The sequence below is a fragment of the Streptomyces sp. PsTaAH-124 genome (genome assembly GCF_000373685.1).
Classification (GTDB): domain Bacteria; phylum Actinomycetota; class Actinomycetes; order Streptomycetales; family Streptomycetaceae; genus Streptomyces; species Streptomyces andamanensis.
In genome coordinates this window covers 145,361-171,334 of record NZ_KB892163.1, presented here as the reverse complement: position 1 = coordinate 171,334, position 25,974 = coordinate 145,361, and the positions used below count along the sequence as shown (strand labels likewise).

The following is a 25,974-nucleotide window of genomic DNA, read 5'->3' as shown; positions in this document are numbered from 1 at the left end:
AGCGGTACAGGGAGGTGACAAGACCGGTACGGCGACGTGGCCCTCTTGAGAACCGGCCGGGTCCTTGTCCCACCTGTTCTGTCGGTACCCCTCGTTGTCCTGGTCTTTGTCCAGTGCGCCGACGGTCGCCACCGTTCACCGGCGTACGCGCACCTTGTCTGGCCTGCCCAGCGAACGCCTACGATCGCTCCCGGACGGCCGCGCGGACAGTTGGAAAGCGTGTTGGGGGCAACCCCTCACGAGTTCGAATCTCGTATCCTCCGCCAGTGCCTCACCGGGCACGTTGTCGAAGGGCCCCCTGGAAACAGGGGGCCCTTCGACGTTGGTGGTCTCGGTCGCGGCCATCCCTCCGCCGCTTTATCCGCTCTCCGCTCTCCGACGAGGATCACGAATGACGCAGAGCACACCCGGCCCGGTCGGTCGCTTTCACTCGGGGCGTGTGGCCGAGGGGCGGCCGCAGGCTCTGGACGCCTGGCGGGTCACGACCGACGACGCGGAGGCGGCCGCCCGCGTCGCCGGTCTGCTGGGCGGCCGGCCTCAGCCGAACGAAGGGGGAGAAGCACTCGCCCACGAAGTGCTGACGAAGGCGGAGACCGTGCGCGTACTCCTGGAGGGGCCCGACGCGGTGGCGTCCCACATGGTGCTCCGGGGCAGCAAGGGGATCGTCCACCGATGCGACGGCCTGGAGTTCCTGTCGCCGGAGGAGAAGAAGGGGCGGCCGTGCGGCTGCCCGCCGCTGCTCGCGGACAGGAAGCTGGCGGCCAGGGAAGGGCGCGGCCCGTCGCCGTCCATCAGCCTCACCTTCCGGATCGCCGCGGAACCCTCGCTCGGCGAGTTCCGCTTCATGAGCGGCTCGTGGCAGTTGGCCGTGCAGCTCGCCGACCTGACGGATGCGCTGGAGCGGGTCGACGGTCCGGCCGTCTGCGACCTCGCCCTGGAACTCGTCGTCCTTACGACCAAGGCGGGGAGAGGGGTCTGCTATCGAAAGCCGGTGGTCACCGTGCTGGGCAGCTCCGGCACGGTAGCGCCCCAGTCCCCGCCCCCGGCTCAGTCCGCGCCCGCTCCGGTGCCCCCTCCGCGCCGCCGCAGGACCAGGCCGACCCCGGAGCCCGCTGTCCTCGATCCCGCTGTCCCCGAACCCACCGCCCCTGAGTCCACCGTCCCGCCGTCGCCGGAGGCGAGCCACTCGGTCAGCGTGGACGCCGCTCTGCTCCGCCGGGCCGCCGAGGTGCTCGGCACCGACGGCCCTGAGGAGACCGTCGCCGCCGCCCTGTCCGAGATCGTGGCAGGACGGCAGCGGACCGCGGAGCTCGTCCGGCTGCGCGAGCAGGTCGGGCGGATCGCCGCCATCGCGGGGCAGGCACTCCAGGGCCGGGATTCATAGCCTGGTCACAGGCGGGGTCAGTTCGTGCCGATGTCGACCTGCGAGGTGGGGAAGCAGCTCGGAGCGGGCCTGGTCAGCATGTAGGCCATGCTGCCCACGGACTTGTGGAGGGCACTGCCCGGGGCTTCGTCGACGATCAGCAGGGTGTCGCCGTGCGGGATCGCGCCGGGGTCCAGGAGCGCGACACGGCCGTTCTCCGGGTCCAGGGACATCGCCGCGCCGAGGTGGCCGCTGTCGACCGGGGTGACCTTGGAGTCGCAGGTGGCCGAGGGGGTCAGGACGACGGCGGGCAGGCCCGCCCGCCGCAGCGCCGACTGGAGCCCGGAGAGCTTCGTACCGACGATCTTGAGCGCGACGACCTTGTCGGGGCGGACCGTCACCGAGTAGTCGACGTTGGCGAAGGCGGGCGCGGAACCGCCGTCCGCGGTCGGCGGAGCGACCGACGCCGCCTGCGGCGCGGCCGGACCGCTGCCCGCCTGGGTACCCAGGACGACGGCGGTGACGGCGGCGGCCAGCCCGACCGAGGTGACCGCGATACGGCGGGTGTGGCGCGGCCGGACGGGGACCGGGGAGAAGGCGGGCAGGGCCGCGGCGCGGGCCGCCAGTTCGTCGCCGAGCCGCTGCTGGAAGTTGACGGGGACGTTCACGAGGCGGCCTCCAGAAGGGCGTTCAGAGACGGGTTGGACGGCGGGGTCGCGTTGCGCAGGGCCTTGCGGGCCCGTGCAGGCGCATCCGGGCGGTGGCGGTGCCGATGCCCAGGGCCTGGGCGGCCTCCCGGGTGGTCAGGCCGTCGACGGCCACCAGGTCCAGCACGGCGCGCAGCGGCTCGGACAGCGCGGCGTGGTGCCCGGCCAGTTGCCGGGCGGCGCGGTCCGCGTCGATGCGCGACTCGATCGCAGCGGCGTCCTGCTCGTCCAGCAGCCGGTGGCCGGCGATCCTGGAGACGGCCTGTCGCTCCCGGGCGCTGCCGCGGAAGTGCGAGGCCAGGACGTTGCGGGCGATGCCGTACAGCCAGGCGAGGGGCGTGCCTCGCCTGGCGTCGTAGCCGTCCGCCCGTTCCAGCGCGGCCAGGAAGATGTCGGCGGTCAGGTCGGCGGCCAGATGCACGTTGTCGGTGCGCCGGGTGACGAAGCCGAGGACCGCGTCGAAGTTCTGCCGGTAGAACTCGGCGAACCCGGAGGTGTCTCGTACCGGCGGGGATACAGGTGGGGATACAGGTGGGGGTATCGGGTGCTCCGTGGGCACGGGCGCTCCTTGCGACGAGCGGGTCACTGCCTTACACCCCTACTTGGCTCCGGCGCCGCGAAGCGTCACATGCCCCCGCCGGTGTACGGTCGGCCCGCGCGTCCGCCGGGCTCAGTGGACGCGGTAGACGCGGCCCGTCTGGGCGCCCTCGACGGAGCGTACGTAGGCCGTGGCCACGCGGGAGACGGGGACGGCTTCCATGCCCCGGAAGAAGGGGCCGTAGGCGGGGAGGGACTCCTCGACGACGGTGGGGCTCACGGCGTTGACGCGCTGGGGGGCGATCTCGATGGCGGCGGCGCGCACGAAGGCGTCGACGGCGCCGTTCACCGCCGAGGCCGCCGCCCCGGAGGCGATCGGCTCCTCGGCGAGGATGCCGCTGACCAGGGTGAAGGAGCCGGTCGGCGCGATGTGGCGCGTGCCCTGGCGGACCAGTTCGATCTGGCTGAGCGCCTTGCCGCGGAACGTCGCCGCGAAGTCCTCGGCGGTCAGATCGGCCAGCGGTCCGAAGACCGCGTCACCCGCCGCGACCGCCACCGCGTCCAGGCGGCCGGTGCTCGCGTAGAGCCGGGCCACCGCCTCGGGGTCGGTGACGTCCGCCTTCACGTCGCCGCCCGAGCGGCCCACACCGATCACCTCGTGCCCGCGCTCCGCGAGTGCCCGGCGCACCGCGCCGCCCAGCGTGCCGCCCGCGCCGACCAGCAGAATCCTCACGACAAGCCACCGTCCTTCGTGTCAGAGAGATACGTGTCAGAGAGATGGAAGAGAAGAAGAGGGATGAGAAGAGGGACAGAGACAGGGGATACGGGGATGGGGGGATGGAGACAGGGAGAGTGAGCGAGGGGAGCAGGCCGTGACGTCCGGGCCTCTTCGACGCTAGCGGCCCGGGATCGGTCGCGGAAATGCCGTCTGGGCAGGGACTATGCTCCGCAGGCATGAACGATGACGTGGAGCTGCGCCATCTGCGGGCCCTGGACGCGGTGGCCGCGGCCGGCACCGTCACGGCCGCCGCCGCCCGGCTGCACATGACGCAGCCCGCCCTGTCCCGGACGATCGCCCAGCTGGAGGCGCGGGTCGGCGTCCGGCTGGTGGACCGTTCCGCCCGGCGTCTGGCGCTGACCTCGGCCGGGACGACGCTGCTCGGGCACGGGCGGGCGATCCTCGCACACCTGGACTCCGCCCTCGCCGACACCCGTGCCGTCTCCCGGCCGCTGCGCCTCGGGTACACCTGCGCGGTGCTCGGGCAGCAGACCGTTCCGCTGCTGCGCTCCTGGCGGCGGGCCCATCCGCACGTGCCGCTCGACGTGGTCCGGCAGGACAACAGCACCGCGGGTCTGGCCACCGGCGACACCGATGTGGCGGTGCTGCGCACCGTCCCCGCCGATCCGCGCATCCGCACCGAGGCCCTCTACCAGGAGGACCGGGTCGCCGCACTGCCCGACGACCATCCTCTCGCGGACCGGGAGCGGGTGCTGCTGGCCGAACTGACCGCGGACCCTGGCCTCCCGCTGGCCCTGTGGCCCGACACCGGCACCGCCTCGCCGGAACTGTGGCCGCCGGAGCGGCGTCCGGCGGCGACGGTCGAGGTGGGCAACGTGGACGAGTGGCTGAACCTGATCGCCACCGGCGCCGCGTTCGGGCTCGGCGCGGCGGGCACGGCCGAGAGCCACGGCCACCCGGGGGTGCGCTTCGTCCCGGTCTCCGACGCGCCCGCCGCCACGGTCTATCTGGCCCGCCCCGCCCATCCGACCCATCCGCGCACGGAGGAGTTCCTCGCGGCGGTCCGGGACGTGGTGAGCGCCTGAGCACGGCAGGCCCCGGGAAAGGGTGACTGCCGGGACGCCCGGGTGCTCAGGAGGGGGAAGCCGCCGCCGGTGTGGTGCGGGTGGCGGGTGCCGGCTCGGTCTCGGCGGTGTCCGGCCGGGGGACGCGGTGCACGCGGTGGCGCGGCGCCGTGCGGCGGGGCGGGCGGGTCAGCGTGATCTGGCGTACGAGCTGCTGGAAGCAGGCCAGGGAGGCCAGGCCCGGCAGGGCCGCCGCCGACATGTCGATGACCGTCCTGGGCGCCTGGATCACGCACAGGAGCATCGCGATGGACGAGAAGAGCAGCACCACGCACCACGAGTGCACGGCCCGGCGGCGGTGCAGCGCGGCGCGCAGGACGGACAGGGACGCCACGAACCAGGGCCCGTAGACCAGCAGCGGCCACCAGGAGGCGATGCCGCCGTGCATCCGGGTCACGGCCACGATGCGCAGCGGGTCGTAGGCGACCATGCCGCCGAAGAAGCTCACCGCCGAGGCGGTGACCGCCGCGAGGGCCGCGATGACATGGCTGGCGGCGCGGATGCCGCTCGGCCGCCTGCGCTGCCGCACCTTCCGGTGGCCGCGCGCGGCGTCCCGCAGGGGCGGCAGCTCCGCCGTGATCTCCTGGAGATTCTCCAACGGGGTGTTCCGGAGGGCCCCGGAGACCTGCTCCGTGCTTCCTGGGCTTCCCGCGCTTCCTGGGCTTTCCGCGCTTCCTGGGCTTTCCGTGCTTTCCGCCCCGACCGCACTCGTCGCGCCCGCCGCACCCGCCGTGCCCGCCGCGTTCTCCGCGTGGTCCGGGGTGCCCGTACGCGCCGGAATTCCGTTGCCCGCCGGGGTCCCCGCCGTTTCCGGCACTCCCGTGCTTTCCGGGGCTCCCGGGAAACCCGGGCTTTCCGTTCGTACGGCGTCTCCGGCGTCCTCCGTCGCCGCCGGAAATCCGTTCGACCGGGTGCCTCCCCGCATCCACTCGCCCCACTCGCCCTCCACGGGAGTGTGCGGCGGCGTCTGGTGCTCCATCGCGTCCTGGAGCATGAAAGCGAGTTCCTCGGCCGGGTCCCACGCCGAGTCCGGGGGCACCAGAGGTCCGAGGGGGCCGGAGAAGAACGCGGAGGGGGCCCGGTGGCGACCGGTGCCGCCACGAGGGCGGGGTTCCGCGAAACCGTCCGGCTCCGCGTAGGGATAATCAGCGGAATAGCCTGAGCGCCCGCCCATACGTTCGTCATACATGCGGCGGCCCGGCTATTCGGATCGCGAGAAGACGGTCCGGCTCTCCGAGCCGACCCAGCGGCGGGCGAGATCGGCTTCGAGCGCGCTCATCGCGTCCAGGAACTCCCTCAGCAGCGACTCGGTCGCCTTCGGCGCGACCGGTGCGACCGGCGGACCGGTCCTGTTCCTCCTGGCCAGAGAGGTGTGAGCGGTGGCCGTCAGCTGCATGGGAGGGGCGGCCAGACGGGGGTCGGGACCCGACGTCACCGCATGTGTGGCACTCGCGTCCTGACGCTCGCGGCCCACGAGCAGACCCAAGTACCCTTCCCTGGATGCCTTCGTCATATCCCACCTAACGCCACCCGACTTCCCCGGATGCGCGGCAAACGGGTGAAGGAATTCCCTGATTAGACCTATATGTGCGATCGGATGGTTCATCCGCTCACCCGACGAGATGGGCGTCGGGCGACGGCCCCTCGACGGCCGGGTCGCCCTCGGGCGTCCGGGTATTGTTTTTCAGTACGGCGACCATGAGCCTGCGGCGGCGCAATTCGTCGCTGTCGACCCGCCACATTCTGCACTGGTAGGGCGGTACGAGAATGGACCCGGCGGTGCAGAGGGAAGCACACGCGATCAGCGTCCAGAGAGTGGCGTTCCACATGATTTTTCTCCGTGGGCCAGGTGGCGCGACACCGGCATAACGCACCTGGAATATGCGAAGTTACGGAACACGAATAAAAAGGACCGGCCACTCGAATTGATCACCGCCGGTGCGGGCGGCCGCGCGGCGGGCGATCATCGGGACATGAACGTCACCCTGCACCTCGCCCAGGACCCCGAAGCCGACGCCCTCCTCGGCCGCAGTCCGCTCGCCGCGCTGATCGGGATGCTGCTGGACCAGCAGATCCCGATGGAGTGGGCGTTCAAGGGACCGGAGACCATCGCCCGGCGGATGGGCACCGACGATCTGGACGCGCACGAGATCGTGGCGTTCGACCCGGAGACCTTCGGCCGGCTGCTGTCGGACAAGCCGGCCGTGCACCGCTACCCGGGCTCGATGGCCAAGCGGATCCAGCAGCTCTGCCAGTACCTCGTCGAGCACTACGACGGTGACCCCGAGGCCCTCTGGCGGGACGTGGACAGCGGGCCCGAGCTGCTGCGCCGCCTGGAGGCGCTGCCCGGCTTCGGCAAGCAGAAGGCGCAGATCTTCCTGGCGCTGCTCGGCAAGCAGCTCGGCGTCCGCCCCGAGGGGTGGCGGGCGGCCGCGGGTCCGTACGGCGAGGCGGAGTCCTTCCGGTCCGTCGCCGACATCACCGGGCCCGAGTCGCTGGCCAAGGTGCGGGCGCACAAGCAGGAGATCAAGGCGGCCGCCAAGGCCGCGAAGAGCACCGCGGAGACCACCGGGAAGTGACCGGCACGGCGGACCGGCACGGCGGACCGGCGCGGGCCATGGGCGGCAGTGCGGGCCGCGGGGGTGCAGGCTGCGGCAATGCGGCCCGCTGTCACCCGAACGGCCCACAGCGGTGGCGGCCCGGCCGCGGCCGGTCCAAGCATGGACCATGACCGAGCCACCGAGCGTCGGCCCCGGCGGGCCGGGAGACGACGACCGCCGCGTCCACGCGATGCGCGACCCCCGGACGACCCCGGGGGCGCCCCCTGCGTCAGAGAGCCCGGAAGGGCCCTACGAGCCCCCGTTGGAAGGGCCGCTCCACTTCCTGTCCCGGGCCGCCTGGCAGGCGGTCCTGGTGACCGGCGTGGCCGCGCTCGTCCTGGGCATCCTCGTCCTGCTCTGGCCGGGCGCCTCGCTGCTGGTCGCCGGGGTCCTCTTCGGCGTCTACCTCGTGGTCAGCGGGGTGCTCCAGCTGGTATCCGCCTTCGGCACCCACAAGTCGACGGCCCTGCGCGTGCTGGCCTTCGCCAGCGGCGCGCTGTCGATCCTGCTGGGCCTGTTCTGCTTCCGCGGCGCCATGCAGTCGATCCTGCTGCTCGCCCTGTGGATCGGCATCGGCTGGCTGATCCGCGGGATCACGCAGACGATCGCCGCGATCCACGACCGCACGGCACCGGCCCGCGGCTGGCAGATCTTCCTCGGCGTCCTCACCTTCATCGCCGGGATCGTCCTGATCGACTCCCCGCTGGAGTCGGTCGCGGTGCTCACCCTGATCGGCGGCTGGTGGCTGATCGTGGTCGGCGTGATGGAGATCGTCACCGCCTTCCGCATCCGCGGGCACGCGCAGCAGGTGCCCCGCACCGTCTGACCACCCTCCGAGCGCTGTCCGGCGGACCGGGCGCCGAGGACATCGGCGCCCGGTCCGCCGTCGGCACCGGCACCGGCGTAGGCGTACGGCGGCGTAGGCGTACGGCTCCCGTTCAGCGCCTTCTGCGGGCCGTGCCGAAGAGGGAGCGGGTGATCTCCCGGCCGAGCTGGGTGCCCACCGACCGGGCCAGGGACCGGAAGACGCCGCTGCCCACGACCTGCTCGATGACCGAGGGCTCCGCCCCGGCGTCCCGGCCCCGGCCGCCGCCGCGCGGGCGCTCCGGTTCCCGCCCCGGGGACGGAGACGGCTGCGCGGCCCCGGTCTCCGCCGCCCGAGCGGCCTGAGCCGCCGTCAGCTTCTCGTACGCCGACTCCCGGTCCACAGCCTGTGCATAACGTGCGTGGAGCGGGGATTCCCGTACCGCGCGGTCCAGGTCCGGGCCGGTGACCGGGCCCATCAGCGACTCGGGCGCCCGCAGCCGGGTGGCCGCCACCGGGGTCGGCGCGCCGTTCTCGCTGAGCACCGTCACCACCGCCTCCCCGATGCCGAGCCCGGTCAGGACCTCCTCCAGGTCGTACGCCGAGTCCGGGAAGGTCCTCACCGTCGCCCGCAGGGCCTTCTGGTCGTCGGGGGTGAAGGCGCGCAGCGCGTGCTGGACGCGGTTGCCGAGCTGGCCGAGGACGTCGGCGGGCACGTCCTTGGGGGTCTGGGTCACGAAGAAGACGCCGACGCCCTTGGAGCGGATGAGCCGCACGGTCTGCGTGACCGACTCCAGGAACGCCTTGGAGGCGCCGTTGAACAGCAGATGCGCCTCGTCGAAGAAGAACACCAGCTCGGGCTTGTCCACGTCGCCGACCTCCGGCAGATCGTGGAAGAGGTCGGCGAGCAGCCACATCAGGAACGCCGAGAAGAGCCGCGGCCGGTCCTGTACGGCGGGGAGTTCGAGGACGGAGACGATGCCCCGCCCGTCGTCGGCCCTGCGCAGGAACTCGCTGGTGTCGAACTCCGGTTCGCCGAAGAAGTCCGCCATGCCCTGCGCCTCGAAGGCGGTGAGGGAGCGCAGGATCACTCCCGCCGTGGCGGTCGACAGGCCCCCGATGCCGCGCAGCTCCTGCTTGCCCTCCTCCGAGGTCAGGAAGGCGACGACCGCCCTGAGGTCCTTGAGGTCGATCAGCTCCAGGCCCTTGGTGTCGGCATAGTGGAAGATCAGGCCGAGCGACTGCTCCTGGGTCGGGTTGAGTTCGAGCACCTTGGACAGCAGGACCGGGCCGAAACTGGTGACGGTGGCGCGCACCGGTACGCCGTGGCCCATGCCGCCGAGCGCGTAGAACTCGGCGGGGAAACCGGCCGGTGCCCAGTCCTGGCCCACCTCGGCGGCGCGCGCGCCGATCCGGTCGCCGGGCGTGCCGGGCGCCGAGATGCCGGACAGGTCGCCCTTGACGTCGGCCAGGAAGACGGGCACGCCCTGTGCCGAGAGCTGTTCGGCGACGAGTTGGAGCGTCTTGGTCTTGCCGGTGCCGGTGGCGCCCGCGACCAGGCCGTGGCGGTTGAGCATCGGCAGCGGGACCCGGATCCGGGCGCCGGGCAGGCAGCGGCCGTCCCAGAGGAGGGCGCCCAGGTCGAGGGCGGGACCGGCGAAGGCGTATCCGGAGGCGATCCGCCCGGCCTCGGGCGGCATCCGGGTGTCGTCCCCCGGCGGCTTCGGCGCGCCGGGCGCCGTCTCGCTGTCGCTCATCTCAAGCCCCTGTTCAGCCCCGGTTACCGATTCGCCCGGGTTTGCCATGGCATTTCCAGCGTCGCACTGCGCTGCCGAGGCTGCGCCCGGAAGCTCCGGGCCGGTAGGCTTTCCGTGTGATCTTCAAGCGCATCGGAAACGGCCGGCCGTACCCCGACCACGGCCGGGAAAGCACCCGGCAGTGGGCGGACGTCGCGCCGCGCCCGGTCCGCCTCGATCAGCTCGTGACGACCAAGCAGCAGCTCGACCTGGAGACCCTCCTGGCGGAGGACTCGACCTTCTACGGCGACCTCTTCGCGCACGTCGTGAAGTGGCAGGGCGACCTGTATCTGGAGGACGGGCTGCACCGCGCGGTACGGGCGGCGCTCCAGCAGCGCCAGGTCCTGCACGCGCGCGTGCTCGAACTGGGCTGACCCCGGGTCGGCTCCGCACCGGCACCCGGGCCCGGACGGGCCTCCGGCATCGGTTTGGACCTTTCGGGTTCTCCTGGGCGATATCGAATGATCATCTGGTAGGAATCGTCGCCCCGGCGCACTACGCTGCGCCCATGAGCATGCTGACTCCCCCCGGCATGGGCGGGAAGTACCGGATCACCGGGAACAAGTACCCGCGGATGCGCCGGCCCCGGCGGCACGGCAAGCTCGTGTCCGCGGTCGCCGCCTCCGTCGTCGTGCTCGGAGTGGCCGGCTGGGGCACGTTGCAGCTCATCGACGTCTTCACGGGCGGCGGCGACAAGGCGGCCGCGGCCGGCGGCGGGACGCACTGCGCGACCGGCGCGGCGGCCCGGACGGGCCCCTCCCCGGCGGCCACGGCCCACGCGCTGCCCAAGCCGGGCGGGATCACCGTCAACGTCCTCAACGCCACCCCGCGCGGCGGACTGGCCAAGCAGACGGCGGACGAGCTGAAGAAGCGCGGCTTCCGCATCGGCAAGGTGGGCAACGCGCCCAAGGAGTACGACAAGAAGGTCAAGGGCGCCGGGATGCTGCTCGGCGCCGCACCGGCCCTCGACGGCTCGCTGCCGGTGCTCGGCACCCAGCTCCCGGGGGCCGAGAGCCGTACCGACACGCGCAAGGGCGCCGACGTCGACCTGATCATCGGCGACGCGTTCAAGCAACTGGCGCCGCAGCAGGCGGCCGAGAAGGCGCTGACCGCCCTGGCCGCGCCCCGGCCGACGCCCGGCGCCTCGCAGAAGAGCTGCTGAGACCGGGAGCCGCCACCGCGGGCTCGCCGAGCCCGGCCGCCCGGCGGAACCCGCCCTGCCGCCCGGCGTCCCCGCCGACCAGGACGGCACGACGGCGTCGTCCGGTCGGCGGCCGGAGGGATCGTCTTCGACCGGGGGGCCTTCGACCCGAGGTGCCTTCGACCCGAGTTTCCTTCTGCCGGAGGTTCCTTCGGCAGAAGGTTTCTTCGGCCGGAGGGCGGGACCGGCAGCGGGGTCCTACTCGGCCGCCCCGTACATCCGGTCGCCCGCGTCGCCCAGGCCCGGGATGATGTAGCCCTGCTCGTTCAGGTGTTCGTCGACCGACGCCGTCACGACGGTCACCGGGGTGCCCGCGAGGTCGCGTTCCATGACCGCGACGCCCTCGGGGGCGGCCAGCAGTACCACCGCGGTCACATCGTCGGCGCCCCGCTTGATCAGCTCCTGGATCGCGGCGACCAGCGTGCCGCCGGTGGCGAGCATCGGGTCGAGGACGTACACCTGACGGCCGGAGAGGTCCTCCGGCATCCGGGTGGCGTACGTCGACGCCTGGAGCGTCTCCTCGTTGCGGATCATGCCGAGGAAGCCCACCTCGGCGGTGGGCAGCAGCCGCACCATGCCGTCCAGCATGCCGAGTCCGGCGCGCAGGATCGGCACCACCAGCGGGCGCGGGTGGGAGAGCTTGACGCCGGTGGTCCGCGCGACCGGCGTGGCGATGTCGACCTGCTCGGTCCGCACGTCCCGGGTCGCCTCGTAGGCGAGCAGGGTGACGAGCTCGTCGGCCAGCCGGCGGAAGGTCGCGGAGTCGGTGCGCCTATCGCGCAGCGTGGTGAGTTTGTGGGCGACCAGGGGGTGGTCGACGACGTGGAGACGCATGTGCCAACAGTAACCGGGCGCTCCGCGCGCCCGCCCGCCCGCCACCGTCCTGGCACCGGGGGCGGGCGCGCCCGCCCCCTCCGGCACCGTCGTGGCATCAAACCCGCCGTCCGGGGGAAAGTGGGAGGGACGGAACTGGGGTGGTGACCGATGGCTGACCGGCAGACCCGCAAGCGACCGTCGCCGGGCGAGCGGCCCGAAGCGGCGGCGGAGCGGCCGAGGAGCGCGGCCACGGCGGCGGTACGCCGCAGGAGCACGCGCCGGGAGCCGGACCCCGCGGACCCGGACGGCACCACACCCACCGGCGGACCGACGAGCGGACCGACTGGCGGACCGACTGGCCGACCGGGCACGGGCCCGATCACCAGCCCTCTCACCGGCAGCCGCGCCACCATGACCACCGGCACCAGCACCGGCACCAGCGCCGACAGCGGCACCGACACCGACCCGGGCGCCGACACGGAGGCCGAGCGGCGGCGCCGCCGGGCCCAGTTCCTGCGCGATCTCGCCGAGGCCCGCGAGCTGCGCGACCGCGTCCAGCCCCGGCGGGCCAAGGCCGCCCGGTTGCGGCATGCGATGCGGATGCGCACGTTCCGCTGGTAGCGCGCGACCGGCGGGCGCCCGCCCACCGGTCCGCGGAAGCTCCGCGGAAGCCCCGGGGAAGTACGGGCGAAGCCCTGGGGAAGCCGGGGCGAGACGGAAACCCGGGCCGACGTTCCGGGGCGGACCTTCGTGACTGCCGGGCAATGCCGCGTACGATCCGCAGGTGGCGGCAACGAGTGCGCTGGTGAGTCCTTTACCGACGAGCCGCAAAAGAGCCGGACACAGGGAGCCGAAGACGTCCCCTGATCGCCTTGTTTCTGCCACGATTCCGAGTGGGTGGGGCTCGGAGCCCAGCTTCTTCCCGCCCACGACCTCCGCCGGGGGGACCCCCAACCGGCACGCCTATGACCAGTGGGAGAGTCACGGTGTACTTCGCCGCACTGCTCGCGCGCACCGAAGACGGGTGGGAAGCGAGCGACACGGAGCTCGACGATGTGGAGACGCTCGCCGACCTGGCCGACCTGGCCAGGGAGGCCTCGGCCGAGGACGACACCGTGCTCGTCCTCATCGAACAGGAGGACGCCTGGTTCGGCGTCGTCCGGGTGGACGGCGAGGAGGACCCTCGCATCTACGTGTCGGACGCCGCGGCCGCGGCCCGCAGTTCGTACGGCGAGATCCTGCTCACCGACGAACTGCTCGGCCGGGATCCCGGTGACGACGGCCCCGATCTCGACGCCCTCGACCTCGACGGCACGGAGGACGGCGAGCCCTCCTCCGCCGACGACGAGGAGGAGGAGCCCGGTGCCGCCGAGGCCATCACGCACAGCCCGCTGGGCGATGCCGAGATCCTCGACGACCTTGGCATCGGCGAGAAGGAGCTGCGCGCCCTGGACGCGGAGGACGCGCTGGGTGCGATCGCCGAGGTCCTGGGCGCCTCGGAGGTGCTGGAGACCGTCCGCTGACCCCGCACCCGCCCCGGCCCGACGGCACACCGCGCCCGTCCGGACCGCACGGACCGGCCGGCGCGCCACGTCCCGGCCGGTCCGGATCCCCCGGTCGGCCCGGCCACCCCGGATCCACTGACCGGTCCGACCACCCGGACCACCCCGACCATCCCGACCACCCGGAGCGCTGCGGGACCGCCCCCGACCCTGTCCGCGACCCCTGGCGGGGGGCGATGCGGCTCGCTCTGGAGCAGGCCCGGCTCGCCGTCCGGGGCGGCGACGTCCCGATCGGTGCCGTCGTGCTGTCCGGCGACGGCACGACGGTGCTCGGAGCCGGGCACAACGAGCGTGAGGCGACCGGCGACCCGACCGCCCACGCGGAGGTCCTCGCCCTGCGGCGGGCCGCCGCGCGGACGGGCGAGTGGCGGCTGTCCGGCTGCACGCTGGTCGTCACGCTGGAGCCGTGCACGATGTGCGCGGGAGCCGCCGTCCTGGCCCGGGTGGACCGGGTCGTCTACGGCGCCCGGGACGAGAAGGCGGGCGCCGCCGGATCGCTCTGGGACGTCGTGCGCGACCGGCGGCTCAATCACCGGCCCGAGGTCGTCGAGGGCGTGCTCGCCAGGGAGTGCGCCGGGCTCCTCACGGATTTCTTCCGGACCCGCTGAGCCCGTCCCGCCCCGTCCCGCCGGGCCCCGGGAAACGGATTTCGGTCCACGACCCCGGGTGTTGTAAGGTCTCTCTCGGTAGCGTGTCCGAGCGGCCGAAGGAGCTCGCCTCGAAAGCGAGTGTGGCGCAAGTCACCGAGGGTTCAAATCCCTCCGCTACCGCTTGAGAAGGGCCCCGTCCGTCGGACGGGGCCCTTCGTGCAACTATCGTGCGATCATCGACAGCGCTCGGCGCGCGGCGGTCGACGACGGGGCGGCCGGCGGCAGGGGCAACCAGCGACAGGGGGAGACGGTGGCGGTGAACGCCAAGAAGATCGTCGTCTATGTGCTCGTGGTCTTCGTGCTGTACGTGGTCATCACCGACCCGGCCAAGGCCGCCGACTACGTCCAGATAGGCTTCGAGGGCATATCGAACGCCGCCAAGGCCATCGGCGACTTCATGACCTGGGCCGCGAACGGAGGAAAGTGATGATCCGCCACCTGGTCCTCTTCAAGCTCAACGAGGGCGTCCGGCGCGACGATCCGCGCGTCGTGGAGGGTGTCGCGGCGTTCCGCGCCCTGGGCGAGCAGATCGAGGACCTGCGCTTCTGGGAGTGCGGCTGGAACATCAGCGACCGGCCCATCGCCCACGACTTCGCCATCAACTCGGCGGTCGAGGACGCGGACGCCCTGAAGCGCTATCTGGAGCACCCGGCCCATCAGGCGGGTGTGGCCCTGTGGCGGGAGTTCGCCACCTGGGTGATCGCGGACTACGAGTTCTAGCCGTACGGCCCCGTACGGCCCCCCTGGGCCCTTCCCCGGCCCCGTGGCCCCCGCCGTGCCCCGCACCCGAGCGGTGCGGGGCTTCGTCGTGTCCGCGCACACCTGGCGCACGCGCCGCCACACACACCTGATGCACTAATTCATCCCTCAACACGTGCATATGCGGTGCTTGAACACTTAGCGCCTGTCTTGTGATGCTATGACCGCTTTTGACGGATGAGTTGATCGACGAAGAGGTGGCGTTGACCGTGTCGGCCAGTACTGCGCCGCCCCAGGAGGAAGCTTCCGCCCAGTCGGCGGACGCGCCCTCCGCACCGGCCGCCACACCTCCCGAGAAGCGGCGCGGTGCCGACACCCGGGCCCTCACCCAGGTGCTCTTCGCCCAGTTGAAGCAGCTGGAGCCGGGCGGCCCGGAGTACGCCCGCGTGCGCGGGGCGCTCATCGAGGCCAATCTCCCGCTCGTGCGCTACGCGGCCGCCCGTTTCCGCTCCCGCAACGAGCCGATGGAGGACGTCGTCCAGGTCGGCACGATCGGGCTCATCAACGCCATCGACCGCTTCGATCCGGACCGGGGCGTGCAGTTCCCCACCTTCGCGATGCCGACCGTCGTGGGCGAGATCAAGCGGTACTTCCGCGACAACGTCCGCACCGTCCACGTCCCGCGCCGGCTGCACGAGCTGTGGGTGCAGGTCAACAGCGCGACGGAGGACCTGACCACCGCCTTCGGCCGCTCCCCCTCCACCGCCGAGATCGCCGAGCGGCTGCGCATCGGCGAGGACGAGGTGCTCTCCTGCATCGAGGCGGGCCGGTCGTACCACGCGACCTCGCTGGAGGCGGCCCAGGAGGGCGACGGGCTGCCCGGACTGCTGGACCGGCTCGGCTACGAGGACCCGGCCCTGGACGGCGTCGAGCACCGCGACCTGGTCCGCCATCTGCTCGTCCAGCTCCCCGAGCGCGAGCAGCGCATCCTGCTGCTGCGTTACTACAGCAATCTCACCCAGTCGCAGATCAGTGCGGAGCTCGGCGTCTCCCAGATGCATGTCTCGCGGCTGCTCGCGCGCAGCTTCCAGCGGCTGCGGTCCGCAAACAGGATCGAGGCGTAACCGTCACGAGCGAATCGCTCACCAGGGCGGATCCCGTCATCTTCCCCCGAAAGACCGTCAGACCCCTTTCTGCCAGGGCTGATTCATGTCGTCGATGTCGACATGTCACTACAGCGCGTTGCCGACATGTGACATTCTGCGGGAAGCGCGTTTGCCGTGGCTCCGGCTCCGGTATTCAGGTGAAGGCTGATGTTCTCCTCGTCAGAGAACGCCGCCACGACCGTCCCGCGACCCAGAGGGGGTGGCATGTCCGCAGAACAGGGCAGCTCCGAGGTGCTCACGCTCACCAAGGGCGAGGCGCCTTCCCCGGCGCTCGAACCGATCGACGCCCTCGACGACGTGGCGGCCCTTCCGGCCGTCCCGGCACCGGCACCGGCGTTCGAGGCCCCGGAGGCCATCGACACCCGCACCCTGTCCCGCTCCCTGTTCCTGCGGCTCGCCGTGCTCGACGAGAACAGCCCCGAGCGTGCCTACGTCCGGGACACCCTGATCGAGCTGAATCTCCCGCTCGTCCGCTACGCCGCCGCCCGCTTCCGCTCGCGCAACGAGCCGATGGAGGACATCGTCCAGGTCGGCACCATCGGCCTGATCAAGGCGATCGACCGCTTCGACTGCGAACGCGGCGTGGAGTTCCCGACCTTCGCGATGCCGACGGTGGTCGGTGAGATCAAGCGCTTCTTCCGCGACACCTCGTGGTCGGTGCGCGTACCCCGGCGCCTCCAGGAGCTGCGCCTGGCGCTGACGAAGGCCAGCGACGAGCTGTCGCAGAAGCTCGACCGCTCCCCGACCGTCGGCGAACTCGCCACCGTGCTGGGCGTGTCGGAGGAGGACGTCGTCGACGGCCTCGCCGTGGGCAACGCGTACACGGCCTCCTCGCTCGACTCCCCGGCCCCCGAGGACGACGGCGGCGAGGGCTCGCTCGCGGACCGCCTCGGCTACGAGGACACGGCGCTGGAGGGCGTGGAGTACCGCGAGTCCCTCAAGCCGCTGCTCGCCAAGCTGCCGCCCCGTGAGCGGCGGATCATCATGCTGCGCTTCTTCGCCAACATGACGCAGTCGCAGATCGGCGAGGAGGTCGGCATCTCGCAGATGCACGTCTCCCGGCTGCTGACCCGGACGCTGTCCCAGCTCCGCGAGGGGCTCATCTCGGACTGAGTCCGGCCCGGACCCCGGTCCCGCGGCCCGTACCGGCCGCCGAGGCGCCCACGCGGCGCGTCGGCGGCCGTCGTGCTGTCCGCCGGGCGGCGCGACCTGTGCCGTACCGCCGGGTCGTGCTGTCCGCCGGGCCGGGCCGTGGCGTACCGCCCGCCGGACGGCCGCGCACCGGGCCCGGCCCGCCGTCCCGTACGGGCGCTGCCTGAGCGATGAGCGCTACTTGAGCGCCAGCCAGGCGACGGCCGCGACGACGAGCACGGCGACGACGACGCCGATGATCAGGCCGACCCGCGGACCGGCGGCCGCCTGCGGCTGCTGGCTCGCCTGAGGGGCGGCCTCGTCGACGAACGCGCGGAACATCTGGGTGCTGCCGGCGGGGTCGTGGTTGCCCTGGGGGCCCTGGGTGTTAGCCATGGGCCGAGACCCTAGCGAAGACGCGGGCCCCTGCCCAAGTGGGGGGCCTGTTTGTGCTGTTGGTCCGGTGGTGCCGTGCGCCCCGGACGGCGCCCCGGCGACCGCTGCCGCCGCCCCCGGGCCGGGGAACCCGCGTTCCCGCCCTTCACCTGCGTGTTTACGGTCGCAATACTTGCCTTTGCCAAGTTTTTGCGCCGTCGACCCCGGATTTATTTGCCTTCAGCAACCAACCGAACTTATGGTTGCCCCAAGCAACGATTACGGGAGGTGTGATGGCCGAGCGCGCGCAGTACGAAGAGCTGGCGCGTCAGCTCAGCGCCATCGGCGCCGTGAAGAGGGACATGGGGCGGATCCTGCCGCCCGACTGCCCGGCCGGATCCGCCGCCGTGCTGACGCTGCTCGGCCGGCACGGCGACATGCGCATGAGCAAGCTCGCCGAGCTGCTCGCCGTGGACCTGTCGGTGACCAGCCGGCATGTCGCACACGTCGCCGCGCGCGGCTGGATCGACCGGTTGCCGGACCCCGCGGACAAGCGCTCGCGCATCCTGCGCCTGACGCCCGCCGGGAACGACCGGCTCGACGACCTGTCCCGGCGCACCACGCACCTGCTGGCGGAGCGGCTGAGCGACTGGACCGACGACGAGGTCGGCCAGCTCATCCGGCTGATGACCAGGCTCCGCGACAGCTTCGGCGACTGCCGGTCCACGCCGGTCCGGATCCCCGGGCCCGTGATCGAAGAGACCACCCGTACACCCGCAAGCACGTAAGTAAAGGAAGCCCATGGCAACGACCACACCAGCCGGTGTGCGGGCTCACGCCAAGCACGGGGGCGGCTCCCCGGACGGCGCTCCGATGACGCACCGGCAGATCATGGAGGCGCTCTCCGGGCTGCTGCTCGGCATGTTCGTGGCGATCCTGTCGTCCACGATCGTCTCCAACGCCCTGCCGAAGATCATCGGTGACCTCGGTGGCGGCCAGTCCGCCTACACCTGGGTGGTCACCGCCGCCCTGCTGTCGATGACCGCCTCGACCCCCCTGTGGGGCAAGCTGGCGGACCTGTACAGCAAGAAGGCGCTCGTCCAGATAGCCCTGATCATCTACGTCGTGGCGTCGATGGCCGCCGGCCTGTCGCAGAACCCCGGCATGCTGATCGTCTGCCGCGTGGTCCAGGGTGTCGGCGTCGGCGGTCTGTCCGCCCTGGCGCAGATCGTCATGGCCGCGATGATCTCCCCGCGCGAGCGTGGCCGCTACTCCGGTTACCTCGGTGCCACCTTCGCCGTCGCCACCGTCGGCGGCCCGCTGCTCGGCGGTGTCATCACCGACACCTCGTGGCTGGGCTGGCGCTGGTGCTTCTACGTCGGCGTGCCCTTCGCGATCCTCGCCCTGATCGTCCTCCAGAAGACCCTGCACCTGCCCGTCGTCAAGCGGGACGTGAAGGTCGACTGGGCCGGCGCGACCATGATCGCCGCGGCCGTCTCGCTGCTGCTGATCTGGGTCACCTTCGCCGGTGACAAGTACGACTGGCTGTCCTGGCAGACCGCCGTCATGGTCGGCGGATCGATCCTCCTCGGCCTGCTGTTCGCGCTGATCGAGTCCAGGGCCGCCGAGCCGATCATCCCGCTGCGGCTGTTCCGCAACCGCACGATCACGCTGGCGTCGCTCGCCTCGCTCTTCGTCGGTGTCGCGATGTTCACCGGCACGGTCTTCTTCAGCCAGTACTTCCAGCTGGCCCGGGGCAAGACCCCGACCATGTCCGGTGTGCTGACCATCCCGATGATCGGCGGTCTGTTCGTCTCCTCCACCGTCTCCGGGCAGTTCATCACCCGCACCGGGCGCTGGAAGGCGTGGCTGGTCAGCGGTGGCGTGCTGGTGACGGCGGGCCTCGGCCTGCTGGGCACCATCCGGTACGACACGGCGTACTGGAAGATGGCGATCTTCATGGCCCTGCTGGGTCTCGGCATCGGCATGATGATGCAGAACCTGGTGCTGTGCACGCAGAACCAGGTCGACCCGAGCGACCTCGGCTCGGCCAGCTCCACGGTCACCTTCTTCCGCTCGCTGGGCGGCGCGGTGGGCGTCTCCGCGCTCGGCGCGGTCCTGGCCCACCGGATCACCGACTACGTCAAGGACGGCCTGGCCGGACTCGACCCGAAGTACCAGGCCGCCATGGGCGGCTCGTCCACCGGCACCATCCCGGACGTCGCCAAGCTCCCGGCGCCGCTGCGCACGGTCATCGAGAGCGCCTACGGGCACGGCATCGCCGACATCTTCCTGATCGCCGGCTGCATGGCCGCCATCGCCTTCCTGATCACGCTGTTCATCAAGGAGGTCCCGCTGCGCACCCGGGGCGGTCTCTCGCAGGCCGCCGAGGGCGCGCCGGCGCCGGTCGACCCGGTGGCGGCCCCGGCCGTCGCCGAGGCCCAGGAGCAGGCCCCCCTCGCGGCCGCCGACCAGTTCGCGGCCCCGGCCGAGGACAAGGTGCCCAGCTGGGCCACGGCCGCCGCCACCACGGAGACCGGTCCCGAGGGCACCCAGCGGCCGGCCGCCGTCGCCACGGCGGCCCCGCGGGAGCCGGCCGCCGCCCCCGCGGGCGGCGGGGTCCCGGTGCACGGCTTCGTCCGCGGCGCCGAGAGCGCCCCGGTGCCCCGGGCCGCCGTCACGCTGATCTCGCTGACCGGCCGCCAGCTCGGCCGCGCGGTCGCCCAGGCCGACGGCGGCTACACGGTGGACACGCCCGGCGCGGGCTCGTACGTCCTGATCGCCTCCGCCGACGGCTTCCAGCCGCAGGCGTCCACGATCGTCGTCCACGACGAGCCGGTGGCGTTCGACATCCTGCTCAGCGGCACCAGCGGACTGAGCGGTGTGGTGCGGTCCGCGGAGACGACCCTCCCGGTCAAGGACGCCATGGTGATCGTCACCGATGTGCGCGGCGATCTGCTGGCCACCGGGTCCACCGGTGAGCAGGGCGAGTTCTCCTTCGCCGAGCTGGTGCCGGGCGTGGTGACCGTCGCGGTGAACGCCGCCGGGTTCCGGCCGCGCGCGCTGCCCGTCGAGGTGGGCGGCACCGGGGTCACCCGGATCGAGGTCGACCTGGACTCCGGCGCGCAGCTCCAGGGCGTCGTACGGGCCCCGCACGGTCCGCTCGCGGACGCCCGCGTGACGCTGGTCGACGCGGCGGGCAACGTGGTCGGCACGGCCACCACCGGCGCGGACGGGGCGTACGCCTTCACCGACCTGAACAGCGGCGAGTACACCGTCATCGCGACGGGCTACCCGCCGGTGGCGACGGCGCTCGCGGTCTCGGGCCGCGGTGTCGACGACCACGACATCGCACTCGCCCACCCCGGCGAGTAGTTCACCCCCGGCCCGGGGCGGGGCGCGCTCCCAGTGGAGGCGCCCTGCCGCGGGCCGGTCATTTTCCGGACTTTTTACGCAAGGCTTCTCAGGGAGACAACGGGATGGGACTGACCGCGAGGATCCGCACCCGGGACGGATGGGCCGTGTCGCACGCGGTCGTCACGGTGACCGACATGACCGGGACGCAGGTGCTGCGCGCCGAGGCCGACCACGAGGGCGCGGTGCGGGACACCACCGAGCTGGCACCGGGGGCGTACACCGTCATCGTCACCGCCGTCGGGTACGCGCCGGCCGCCTCCAGCGCGATCGTCACCGCCAGCGGGCGGGCCGAGGCGGGCACCGTGACGCTGGCCCGCCAGGGCGGCACCGAGCTGCCGCCGCCGGGGCCGTGGACCATCGACCCGGCGCACTCCTCGGTGGCCGCGGTCGCCCAGCACCTGGGCATCTCCAGCGTGCACGGCCGGTTCACCGAGTTCGGCGGCACCATCGAGATCGCCCCCGACGACGTCACCAAGTCCCGGGTGGAGGCGGTCATCCGGGCCTCTTCCATCGACACCGGCAACGGCATGCGCGACGGCCATCTGAAGTCCGCGGACTTCCTGGACGTCGAGCGGTACCCGGAGATCACCTTCCGGAGCACCACGCTGACCGCCGCCGGTTCGGACCGCTGGACGGTCGGCGGCGAGCTGACCATGCACGGTGTGGTGCGCCCGGTCGACCTCGACCTCGCCTACCTCGGCACCGGCGCCGACCCCTGGGGCGGCACCCGCGCCGCCTTCCGGGCCGTCACCGAACTGCGGCGCGAGGACTTCGCCATGAACTACAACCAGGTCCTCCAGGCGGGCATCGCCGCCATCGGCACCACCCTGAAGGTGGAGCTGGACATCCAGGCCGTGCAGGGCGACTCCCTGCCCGCGGCCTGACGTCCGCCCCGCGCCTCACCCCGGCCCCGCCGCCGCCCTCACGTGGCGTTCTTCGTGTCGACGAGGCGGCGGGCCAGGTCGCGCAGCTTGACGTTCTCCCGCTGCGAGGCGCGCACCAGGCTGTCGAACGCCTCGGCCGCGTCGATGTCCAGACGCTCCATCAGGATGCCGGTGGCCTGGCCGATCAGATCGCGGGTGCGCATCGCCTCGGTGAGCTGCTCGCGCACGGTCGCCGAGTCCAGGGCGAGGCTCACGTGCGCGGTGAACAGCCGCCCCACCCGGACCGCCGTGGCGTCGAAGGCGCGCGGCTTGCCGGAGTAGGCGGTGAGCACCGTCAGCCGCCGCTTCTCGGCACGCAGCCGCAGCGCGAGCGCCGAGCGCAGCCCCGCGGCGGCCAGGGCCGCGCAGCCGTCCTCGGTCTCGCTGTCGGTCACCCGCACCACGGGCGCCTGCCACAGCCCGTCCCAGTAGGGCGGCTGGGCGCCGTCGCCGTCCGGGGCCCCGGCGGCGCGTACGACGTCGTCGCTCCAGGCCACCGTGCGGGGCGGGGCCGCGCGGTCGAGCACCGCGATGCCCGCGTACTCGGCGCCCGGCAGCAGGTGCACGGCGAGCCGGACGGCGGCGCGCATGGTGTTGTGCGGGCTGTCGGTGTCGTGGAGCTGCTGAGCGGCCACGGTCAGGGCTTCGGACAGCTCGATGCCCCCCGAAAAACGGGGCAATTCAGAAAAGTCGGACGCAGGCACCACGAACCTCTTCGGCATGCACGGCACCAAGGCCATGCGCAGGAGAGCTCCGCAGCACATTCCCGACTGCGAGCACAGGACGAGCAGAACCTTATCTCGTCCTTCCAGGAGTCTTACGCCTGGTTGACGGTCGGCCCCGGGCCCTGGGAACCGGCGCGTGGGAGTGGTGGAATGGGGTACGACGGGTCAGGAAGCGGCCTGGGTTCCGTCGGCCTGCCGACGAGGGGCCCCGGCCCGGCGGCCGCCCGCCGGACGGGCCTTGACCGGACGGATGTCCACCTATCCCCCAGGTGAGTGCCATGACCCACATCCCGAGCCCGTGCCGGGTGCGTGACGTGCCCGGCCGCGGCACGCTGTTCGTCCTGCCGCCCGAGATCGACCTGTCCAACGCCCCCGCCCTGTGCGCCGGTGTCCTCGCGCACGCGGCCGCCCGCGCCGCCCGGCTGCGCCTGCTGGTGCTGGACCTCACCCAGACCGATTTCATGGACTCCCAGGGCGCCCGGCTGGTCCTCGACGTCCTGCACCGGCTGCCCCCGCACATCCGGCTGCGGGTCGCGGCGGCCCCCCACGGCATCCCCCGCCGCGTCCTGGAGGTCACCGGCGTACGCCGGGACGTCCCGGTGTACGACGACCCGGAGCAGGCGCTGCGGACCTGAGGGGGCGGGAGGCCGGGCAGACGCCTAGGCTGCGGGCATGGCACCCGGCATCGCGACCAACACCCGCGTCTCGCGCGAGGAACTCCTCGACTTCGTACGCCCCCGCCACCGCGCCCTGCTGCTGACCCGGCGCGCCGACGGCGGCCCGCAGGCCTCTCCGCTGACCTGCGGGGTGGACGGCGCCGGACGGATCGTCGTCTCCACCTATCCGGAGCGCGCCAAGACCCGCAACGCCAAACGGGACGCCCGGGTGGCCCTCGTCGTGCTCAGCGACGAGTGGAACGGGCCCTGGGTGCAGATCGACGGCACCGCCGAGGTCGTGGACGCGCCGGACTCGGTCGAACCGCTCGTGGAGTACTACCGCGCCATCGCCGGTGAGCACCCCGACTGGGACGAGTACCGGCGGGCGATGACCGACCAGGGCAAGTCGCTCATCCGGATCACCCCCGAGCGCTGGGGCCCGGTCGCCACCGGCGGCTTCCCGGCACGCCTGGCGCCCCAGCAGCCGTAGCGGGCCCGGCGGGGGCGCTCAGCCGCCGCGGGCGACCATCGCCTCGATGCCCGCGACCAGCAGGTCGAGGGCGAAGGCGAAGTCGCGGTCGAGCATCTCCGCGACGGTGTCGCCGCCGCGGGCGTCGCTGATCTCCTTGGACCGCCGCATGACGTCCGCCGCCGTCCGGTGCTCCAGCGCCTCGCGCATCGCCTGCCGGTGGAAGTCGTCCACGCTCATGCCGCTGTCCGCGAACCGGCTCAGGAACTGGCCCTCGATCGTGCCGTAGCCGTAGACGAACTGGAAGACGGCCGCGATGGCGCCGGCCACCCGGTGCTCGGGCAGTCCGGTGCGGCCGATGACGCCCATCACCGCGCGCGAGAAGGCCAGGTGGTTCGGGCCGATGTTCAGGTAGCGGCCGTACAGCGGGGACACCCAGGGGTGGCGCACCAGCTGCGCGCGGTACTCGGCGGCGAGCGAGCGCACCTCCTCGCGCCAGTCCGCACCGGCCTCCGCCTCGGGCAGGCGCAGCTCGGCGAAGGCCGCGTCGAGGGCGAGTTCGAGGAGGTCGTCCTTGGTGTCGACGTACCAGTAGACGGACATCGCGGTGACGTTCAGCTCGGCGGCGAGCCTGCGCATGGAGAACCCGGACAGCCCGTCGGCGTCCAGCAGCCGCACCGTGGCCGCGGTGATCCGCTCCCGGTCGAGCCCGGACGGCTGCCCGCCGCCGCGCCCGCCCCGGCGTTCCCTGCCCGCCAGCCAGACACTGGTCCGGGCCGCGCCCCTGGCTCCCGCTGCCTTCACCATGGCGCACCTTCCTCAGCCGTCCCGACGCCCGTCATGCTAGATCTCCTCGCGCGGGCGCCTCCCGGCGGAGCCCCGGGACGGCCTTCAGGCCCCTGCCTCCGCCGCCACCTCCGAGTCTGCCCGCTCCGCCCGGCGCAGCAACGCGGCGGCCAGCACGCCGCCGAGCAGCACGGCCGCCGCCCCGGCGAGCTGGCTGGTGGACAGCCCGGCGGCGTACGCGTCCAGGATCCGGTCCTTCTCCGCGCCGTCGTGCGCCGCGGCCAGCGCGGCGGGCAGGGAGGTCGCGGCCACCGGGACCAGCGCGGCGAACCGCGAGGTGAGGACGGCGCCCAGCACGGCCACCCCGAGCCCGTTGCCGAACTCGGCCAGCGTGCCGTTCACCCCGGCGCCGACCCCCGCCTTGGCCGGTGGGATCGCGCTCATGATGGCGTGCGCCATGGCCGGACCGGCGAGCGCGGTACCGGCGCCGATCAGCAGCAGGCCGAGGAGCGTACCGGCGTACCCGTGCTCCGTCAGGAGCGCGATCGACACCAGGCCGCCCGAGAGCAGCACCATGCCGAGCAGGATCGACACCGGGGTGCCGAGCTTCACCGTCGCCCTGGCCCCGAGCCCGGAGAAGTTCAGCACCACCACGGTCAGGGCGAGCGGCGCGGTGCGCAGACCGGCCTCCAGCGGGCCGTAGCCCAGCACGAACTGGAGGTGCTGGGTGAGCAGGAACAGCGAGCCGCCCATCCCGAACGCGATCAGCACCGCCCCGGAGACCGCGCCCGTGAACCGCCGGTCGCGGAAGAAGTGCATGTCGAGCATGGGGTACGGGGTCCGGCTCTCGTGGCGCGCGAAGACCGCCAGCACCACCACGGCGGCGGCCGCCGTGCCCAGCACCCGCGCCGACGTCCAGCCGTGCGTGGGGCCCGAGATGATGGCGTAGACGAGCGCGGCCATGCCGACCGTGGACAGCAGCGCGCCGAGCAGGTCGGGGCGGTCGGGGCGCCCGGGACTGCCGCCCGGGTCCGGGGAGCCGGGGGCCGCCGCCGGGTCGGGGTCCGGCCGGGGGGCGCGGGCCGCCTTCGACTCGGGGACCAGGACGACGGCCGCGACCAGGCCGAGGGCCGCCACCGGCAGGTTGATCAGGAAGATCGCGCCCCACCAGAAGTGGTTGAGCACGAAGCCGCCGATCAGCGGTCCGGCCGCGAAGCCCAGCGCGCTGACCGCGCTCCAGATGCCGATGGCCTTCGGGTGCTCGTCCGGGGTGAAGATCTGCATCACGACGGCGAGCGTGGTGGTCAGCAGCAGCGCGCCGCCGACGCCCATGCCCGCGCGGGCGGCGATCAGCTGCCCGGTGGACTGGGCGAGTCCGGCGACCAGCGAGCCCGCGCCGAACAGGGCCAGGCCCGCGATCAGCATCTTCTTGCGGCCGTAGCGGTCGGCCGCGCTGCCCGCGGTCAGCAGCAGCCCGGACTGCACGAGCGAGTACGCGTTGATCATCCACTGGATGTCGGAGGTGGCCGCGTGCAGCTCGCGGGTGAGCGAGGGGATCGCGACGTTCAGGACGGTGTTGTCGAGCAGCACGGTGAGCTGCGCGAGACAGATGACGCCCAGGATCAGCCAGCGCTGGGGGTGGCCCTGGGGCTGCGGCAGGCTCGGGGCCCCGGTCCGGTCCGGGGAGGCGGTTGACATGCCATACAGCGTAGAACTGTCCCTGTACGG

Annotated in this window: 29 protein-coding genes, 1 tRNA gene and 1 pseudogene; 19 read left to right on the top strand and 12 right to left on the bottom strand. The window is 72.6% G+C overall.

Annotated features, from left to right (window positions below; all coding sequences use genetic code 11):
- Nucleotides 1–391: 391 nt before the first annotated feature.
- Nucleotides 392–1,384 (top strand): hypothetical protein, encoded by a 993-nt coding sequence (locus tag B086_RS0110405; protein ID WP_018566351.1) that lies wholly within the window; start codon nt 392–394, stop codon nt 1,382–1,384.
- Between the two features lie 17 nt (nt 1,385–1,401).
- Here the strand turns inward: B086_RS0110405 and B086_RS0110400 are convergent, their stop codons facing one another.
- From B086_RS0110400 to B086_RS0110390, 3 genes are all read right to left on the bottom strand, one after another.
- Nucleotides 1,402–2,031, bottom strand: a complete 630-nt coding sequence (locus tag B086_RS0110400) for a hypothetical protein (RefSeq protein ID WP_018566350.1) — start codon at nt 2,029–2,031, stop codon at nt 1,402–1,404.
- Between the two features lie 22 nt (nt 2,032–2,053).
- Nucleotides 2,054–2,629, bottom strand: a complete 576-nt coding sequence (locus B086_RS39700) for an RNA polymerase sigma factor (RefSeq protein ID WP_234029289.1) — start codon at nt 2,627–2,629, stop codon at nt 2,054–2,056.
- Nucleotides 2,630–2,740: 111 nt separating this feature from the next.
- On the bottom strand, nt 2,741–3,340 hold the full coding sequence (locus B086_RS0110390) for a short chain dehydrogenase (RefSeq protein WP_018566349.1): 600 nt from the start codon (nt 3,338–3,340) through the stop codon (nt 2,741–2,743).
- 221 nt (nt 3,341–3,561) lie between these two features.
- Between B086_RS0110390 and B086_RS0110385 the strand changes: the two genes are divergently transcribed.
- Nucleotides 3,562–4,431, top strand: coding sequence for a LysR family transcriptional regulator (locus B086_RS0110385; protein ID WP_018566348.1), 870 nt, complete (start codon nt 3,562–3,564; stop codon nt 4,429–4,431).
- 46 nt (nt 4,432–4,477) lie between these two features.
- Here the strand turns inward: B086_RS0110385 and B086_RS39695 are convergent.
- The 3 genes and pseudogenes from B086_RS39695 to B086_RS0110370 form a co-directional block, all read right to left on the bottom strand.
- A pseudogene (locus tag B086_RS39695) lies at nt 4,478–5,071 on the bottom strand (DUF2637 domain-containing protein); the annotation flags it as partial.
- Nucleotides 5,072–5,671: 600 nt separating this feature from the next.
- Nucleotides 5,672–5,956 carry a hypothetical protein gene (locus B086_RS39690; RefSeq protein WP_158690380.1) on the bottom strand — a complete coding sequence of 95 codons (285 nt, stop codon included), beginning with the start codon at nt 5,954–5,956 and terminating at the stop codon, nt 5,672–5,674.
- A gap of 124 nt (nt 5,957–6,080) precedes the next feature.
- The gene (locus B086_RS0110370) at nt 6,081–6,299 is read right to left on the bottom strand and encodes a hypothetical protein (RefSeq protein WP_018566345.1); all 219 of its coding nucleotides are present in this window, start codon (nt 6,297–6,299) and stop codon (nt 6,081–6,083) included.
- Nucleotides 6,300–6,443: 144 nt separating this feature from the next.
- On the opposite strand from B086_RS0110370, the gene B086_RS0110365 reads away from it, so the two are divergent.
- Nucleotides 6,444–7,049: an HhH-GPD-type base excision DNA repair protein gene (locus B086_RS0110365; protein ID WP_026252285.1), complete on the top strand. Its 606-nt coding sequence runs from the start codon at nt 6,444–6,446 to the stop codon at nt 7,047–7,049.
- A 148-nt stretch (nt 7,050–7,197) separates the two neighbouring features.
- Entirely contained in the window at nt 7,198–7,896 is a 699-nt protein-coding gene (locus B086_RS0110360; protein WP_026252284.1) for an HdeD family acid-resistance protein, read from the top strand.
- A gap of 112 nt (nt 7,897–8,008) precedes the next feature.
- Here the strand turns inward: B086_RS0110360 and B086_RS0110355 are convergent, their stop codons facing one another.
- Nucleotides 8,009–9,631 carry a helicase HerA-like domain-containing protein gene (locus B086_RS0110355; protein ID WP_018566342.1) on the bottom strand — a complete coding sequence of 541 codons (1,623 nt, stop codon included), beginning with the start codon at nt 9,629–9,631 and terminating at the stop codon, nt 8,009–8,011.
- A 116-nt stretch (nt 9,632–9,747) separates the two neighbouring features.
- On the opposite strand from B086_RS0110355, the gene B086_RS0110350 reads away from it, so the two are divergent.
- Both B086_RS0110350 and B086_RS0110345 read left to right on the top strand, forming a co-directional pair.
- Nucleotides 9,748–10,044, top strand: coding sequence for a type II toxin-antitoxin system VapB family antitoxin (locus B086_RS0110350; RefSeq protein WP_003986294.1), 297 nt, complete (start codon nt 9,748–9,750; stop codon nt 10,042–10,044).
- Between the two features lie 158 nt (nt 10,045–10,202).
- A complete protein-coding gene (locus tag B086_RS0110345) occupies nt 10,203–10,832 on the top strand; it encodes a LytR C-terminal domain-containing protein (protein WP_018566341.1) in 630 nt (209 codons plus the stop codon).
- 237 nt (nt 10,833–11,069) lie between these two features.
- On the opposite strand, the gene upp is transcribed toward B086_RS0110345, so the two are convergent.
- A complete protein-coding gene (gene upp, locus B086_RS0110340; protein ID WP_018566340.1) occupies nt 11,070–11,705 on the bottom strand; it encodes a uracil phosphoribosyltransferase in 636 nt (211 codons plus the stop codon).
- A gap of 393 nt (nt 11,706–12,098) precedes the next feature.
- Between upp and B086_RS0110335 the strand changes: the two genes are divergently transcribed.
- The 8 genes from B086_RS0110335 to B086_RS0110300 all read left to right on the top strand — a co-directional run bounded on the left by B086_RS0110335 (nt 12,099) and on the right by B086_RS0110300 (nt 16,877).
- Nucleotides 12,099–12,308 (top strand): hypothetical protein, encoded by a 210-nt coding sequence (locus B086_RS0110335; RefSeq protein ID WP_018566339.1) that lies wholly within the window; start codon nt 12,099–12,101, stop codon nt 12,306–12,308.
- A gap of 365 nt (nt 12,309–12,673) precedes the next feature.
- Complete coding sequence (locus tag B086_RS0110330; RefSeq protein ID WP_018566338.1) at nt 12,674–13,210, top strand: hypothetical protein; 537 nt, start codon at nt 12,674–12,676, stop codon at nt 13,208–13,210.
- A gap of 215 nt (nt 13,211–13,425) precedes the next feature.
- The gene (gene tadA, locus B086_RS0110325) at nt 13,426–13,857 is read left to right on the top strand and encodes a tRNA adenosine(34) deaminase TadA (RefSeq protein WP_018566337.1); all 432 of its coding nucleotides are present in this window, start codon (nt 13,426–13,428) and stop codon (nt 13,855–13,857) included.
- Nucleotides 13,858–13,934: 77 nt separating this feature from the next.
- A tRNA-Ser gene (locus B086_RS0110320) sits at nt 13,935–14,019 on the top strand.
- Nucleotides 14,020–14,155: 136 nt separating this feature from the next.
- Nucleotides 14,156–14,326 (top strand): hypothetical protein, encoded by a 171-nt coding sequence (locus B086_RS43590; protein WP_173860784.1) that lies wholly within the window; start codon nt 14,156–14,158, stop codon nt 14,324–14,326.
- On the top strand, nt 14,326–14,619 hold the full coding sequence (locus tag B086_RS0110310) for a Dabb family protein (protein ID WP_018566335.1): 294 nt from the start codon (nt 14,326–14,328) through the stop codon (nt 14,617–14,619). The genes B086_RS43590 and B086_RS0110310 overlap by 1 nt, the downstream gene beginning before the upstream one ends.
- Before the next feature lie 242 nt (nt 14,620–14,861).
- Nucleotides 14,862–15,722 carry an RNA polymerase sigma factor SigF gene (locus B086_RS0110305; RefSeq protein WP_026252283.1) on the top strand — a complete coding sequence of 287 codons (861 nt, stop codon included), beginning with the start codon at nt 14,862–14,864 and terminating at the stop codon, nt 15,720–15,722.
- Nucleotides 15,723–15,968: 246 nt separating this feature from the next.
- Nucleotides 15,969–16,877: an RNA polymerase sigma factor SigF gene (locus B086_RS0110300; RefSeq protein ID WP_018566333.1), complete on the top strand. Its 909-nt coding sequence runs from the start codon at nt 15,969–15,971 to the stop codon at nt 16,875–16,877.
- 216 nt (nt 16,878–17,093) lie between these two features.
- Here the strand turns inward: B086_RS0110300 and B086_RS0110295 are convergent, their stop codons facing one another.
- Complete coding sequence (locus B086_RS0110295) at nt 17,094–17,291, bottom strand: hypothetical protein (RefSeq protein WP_018566332.1); 198 nt, start codon at nt 17,289–17,291, stop codon at nt 17,094–17,096.
- Nucleotides 17,292–17,563: 272 nt separating this feature from the next.
- Between B086_RS0110295 and B086_RS0110290 the strand changes: the two genes are divergently transcribed.
- From B086_RS0110290 to B086_RS0110280, 3 genes are all read left to right on the top strand, one after another.
- The gene (locus tag B086_RS0110290) at nt 17,564–18,058 is read left to right on the top strand and encodes a MarR family winged helix-turn-helix transcriptional regulator (protein ID WP_018566331.1); all 495 of its coding nucleotides are present in this window, start codon (nt 17,564–17,566) and stop codon (nt 18,056–18,058) included.
- A 13-nt stretch (nt 18,059–18,071) separates the two neighbouring features.
- A complete protein-coding gene (locus B086_RS0110285) occupies nt 18,072–20,645 on the top strand; it encodes an MFS transporter (RefSeq protein ID WP_026252282.1) in 2,574 nt (857 codons plus the stop codon).
- Between the two features lie 104 nt (nt 20,646–20,749).
- Nucleotides 20,750–21,571, top strand: a complete 822-nt coding sequence (locus B086_RS0110280; RefSeq protein WP_018566329.1) for a YceI family protein — start codon at nt 20,750–20,752, stop codon at nt 21,569–21,571.
- A 38-nt stretch (nt 21,572–21,609) separates the two neighbouring features.
- Here the strand turns inward: B086_RS0110280 and B086_RS0110275 are convergent, their stop codons facing one another.
- Nucleotides 21,610–22,332, bottom strand: coding sequence for a GAF and ANTAR domain-containing protein (locus B086_RS0110275; RefSeq protein ID WP_051115809.1), 723 nt, complete (start codon nt 22,330–22,332; stop codon nt 21,610–21,612).
- A 281-nt stretch (nt 22,333–22,613) separates the two neighbouring features.
- On the opposite strand from B086_RS0110275, the gene B086_RS0110270 reads away from it, so the two are divergent.
- Both B086_RS0110270 and B086_RS0110265 read left to right on the top strand, forming a co-directional pair.
- A complete protein-coding gene (locus B086_RS0110270) occupies nt 22,614–22,970 on the top strand; it encodes an STAS domain-containing protein (RefSeq protein ID WP_018566327.1) in 357 nt (118 codons plus the stop codon).
- Between the two features lie 37 nt (nt 22,971–23,007).
- Complete coding sequence (locus B086_RS0110265; RefSeq protein WP_018566326.1) at nt 23,008–23,481, top strand: PPOX class F420-dependent oxidoreductase; 474 nt, start codon at nt 23,008–23,010, stop codon at nt 23,479–23,481.
- Between the two features lie 18 nt (nt 23,482–23,499).
- On the opposite strand, the gene B086_RS0110260 is transcribed toward B086_RS0110265, so the two are convergent.
- A complete protein-coding gene (locus tag B086_RS0110260; RefSeq protein WP_018566325.1) occupies nt 23,500–24,267 on the bottom strand; it encodes a TetR/AcrR family transcriptional regulator in 768 nt (255 codons plus the stop codon).
- An 84-nt stretch (nt 24,268–24,351) separates the two neighbouring features.
- Nucleotides 24,352–25,944 carry an MFS transporter gene (locus tag B086_RS0110255; protein ID WP_018566324.1) on the bottom strand — a complete coding sequence of 531 codons (1,593 nt, stop codon included), beginning with the start codon at nt 25,942–25,944 and terminating at the stop codon, nt 24,352–24,354.
- Between the last annotated feature and the right edge of the window lie 30 nt (nt 25,945–25,974).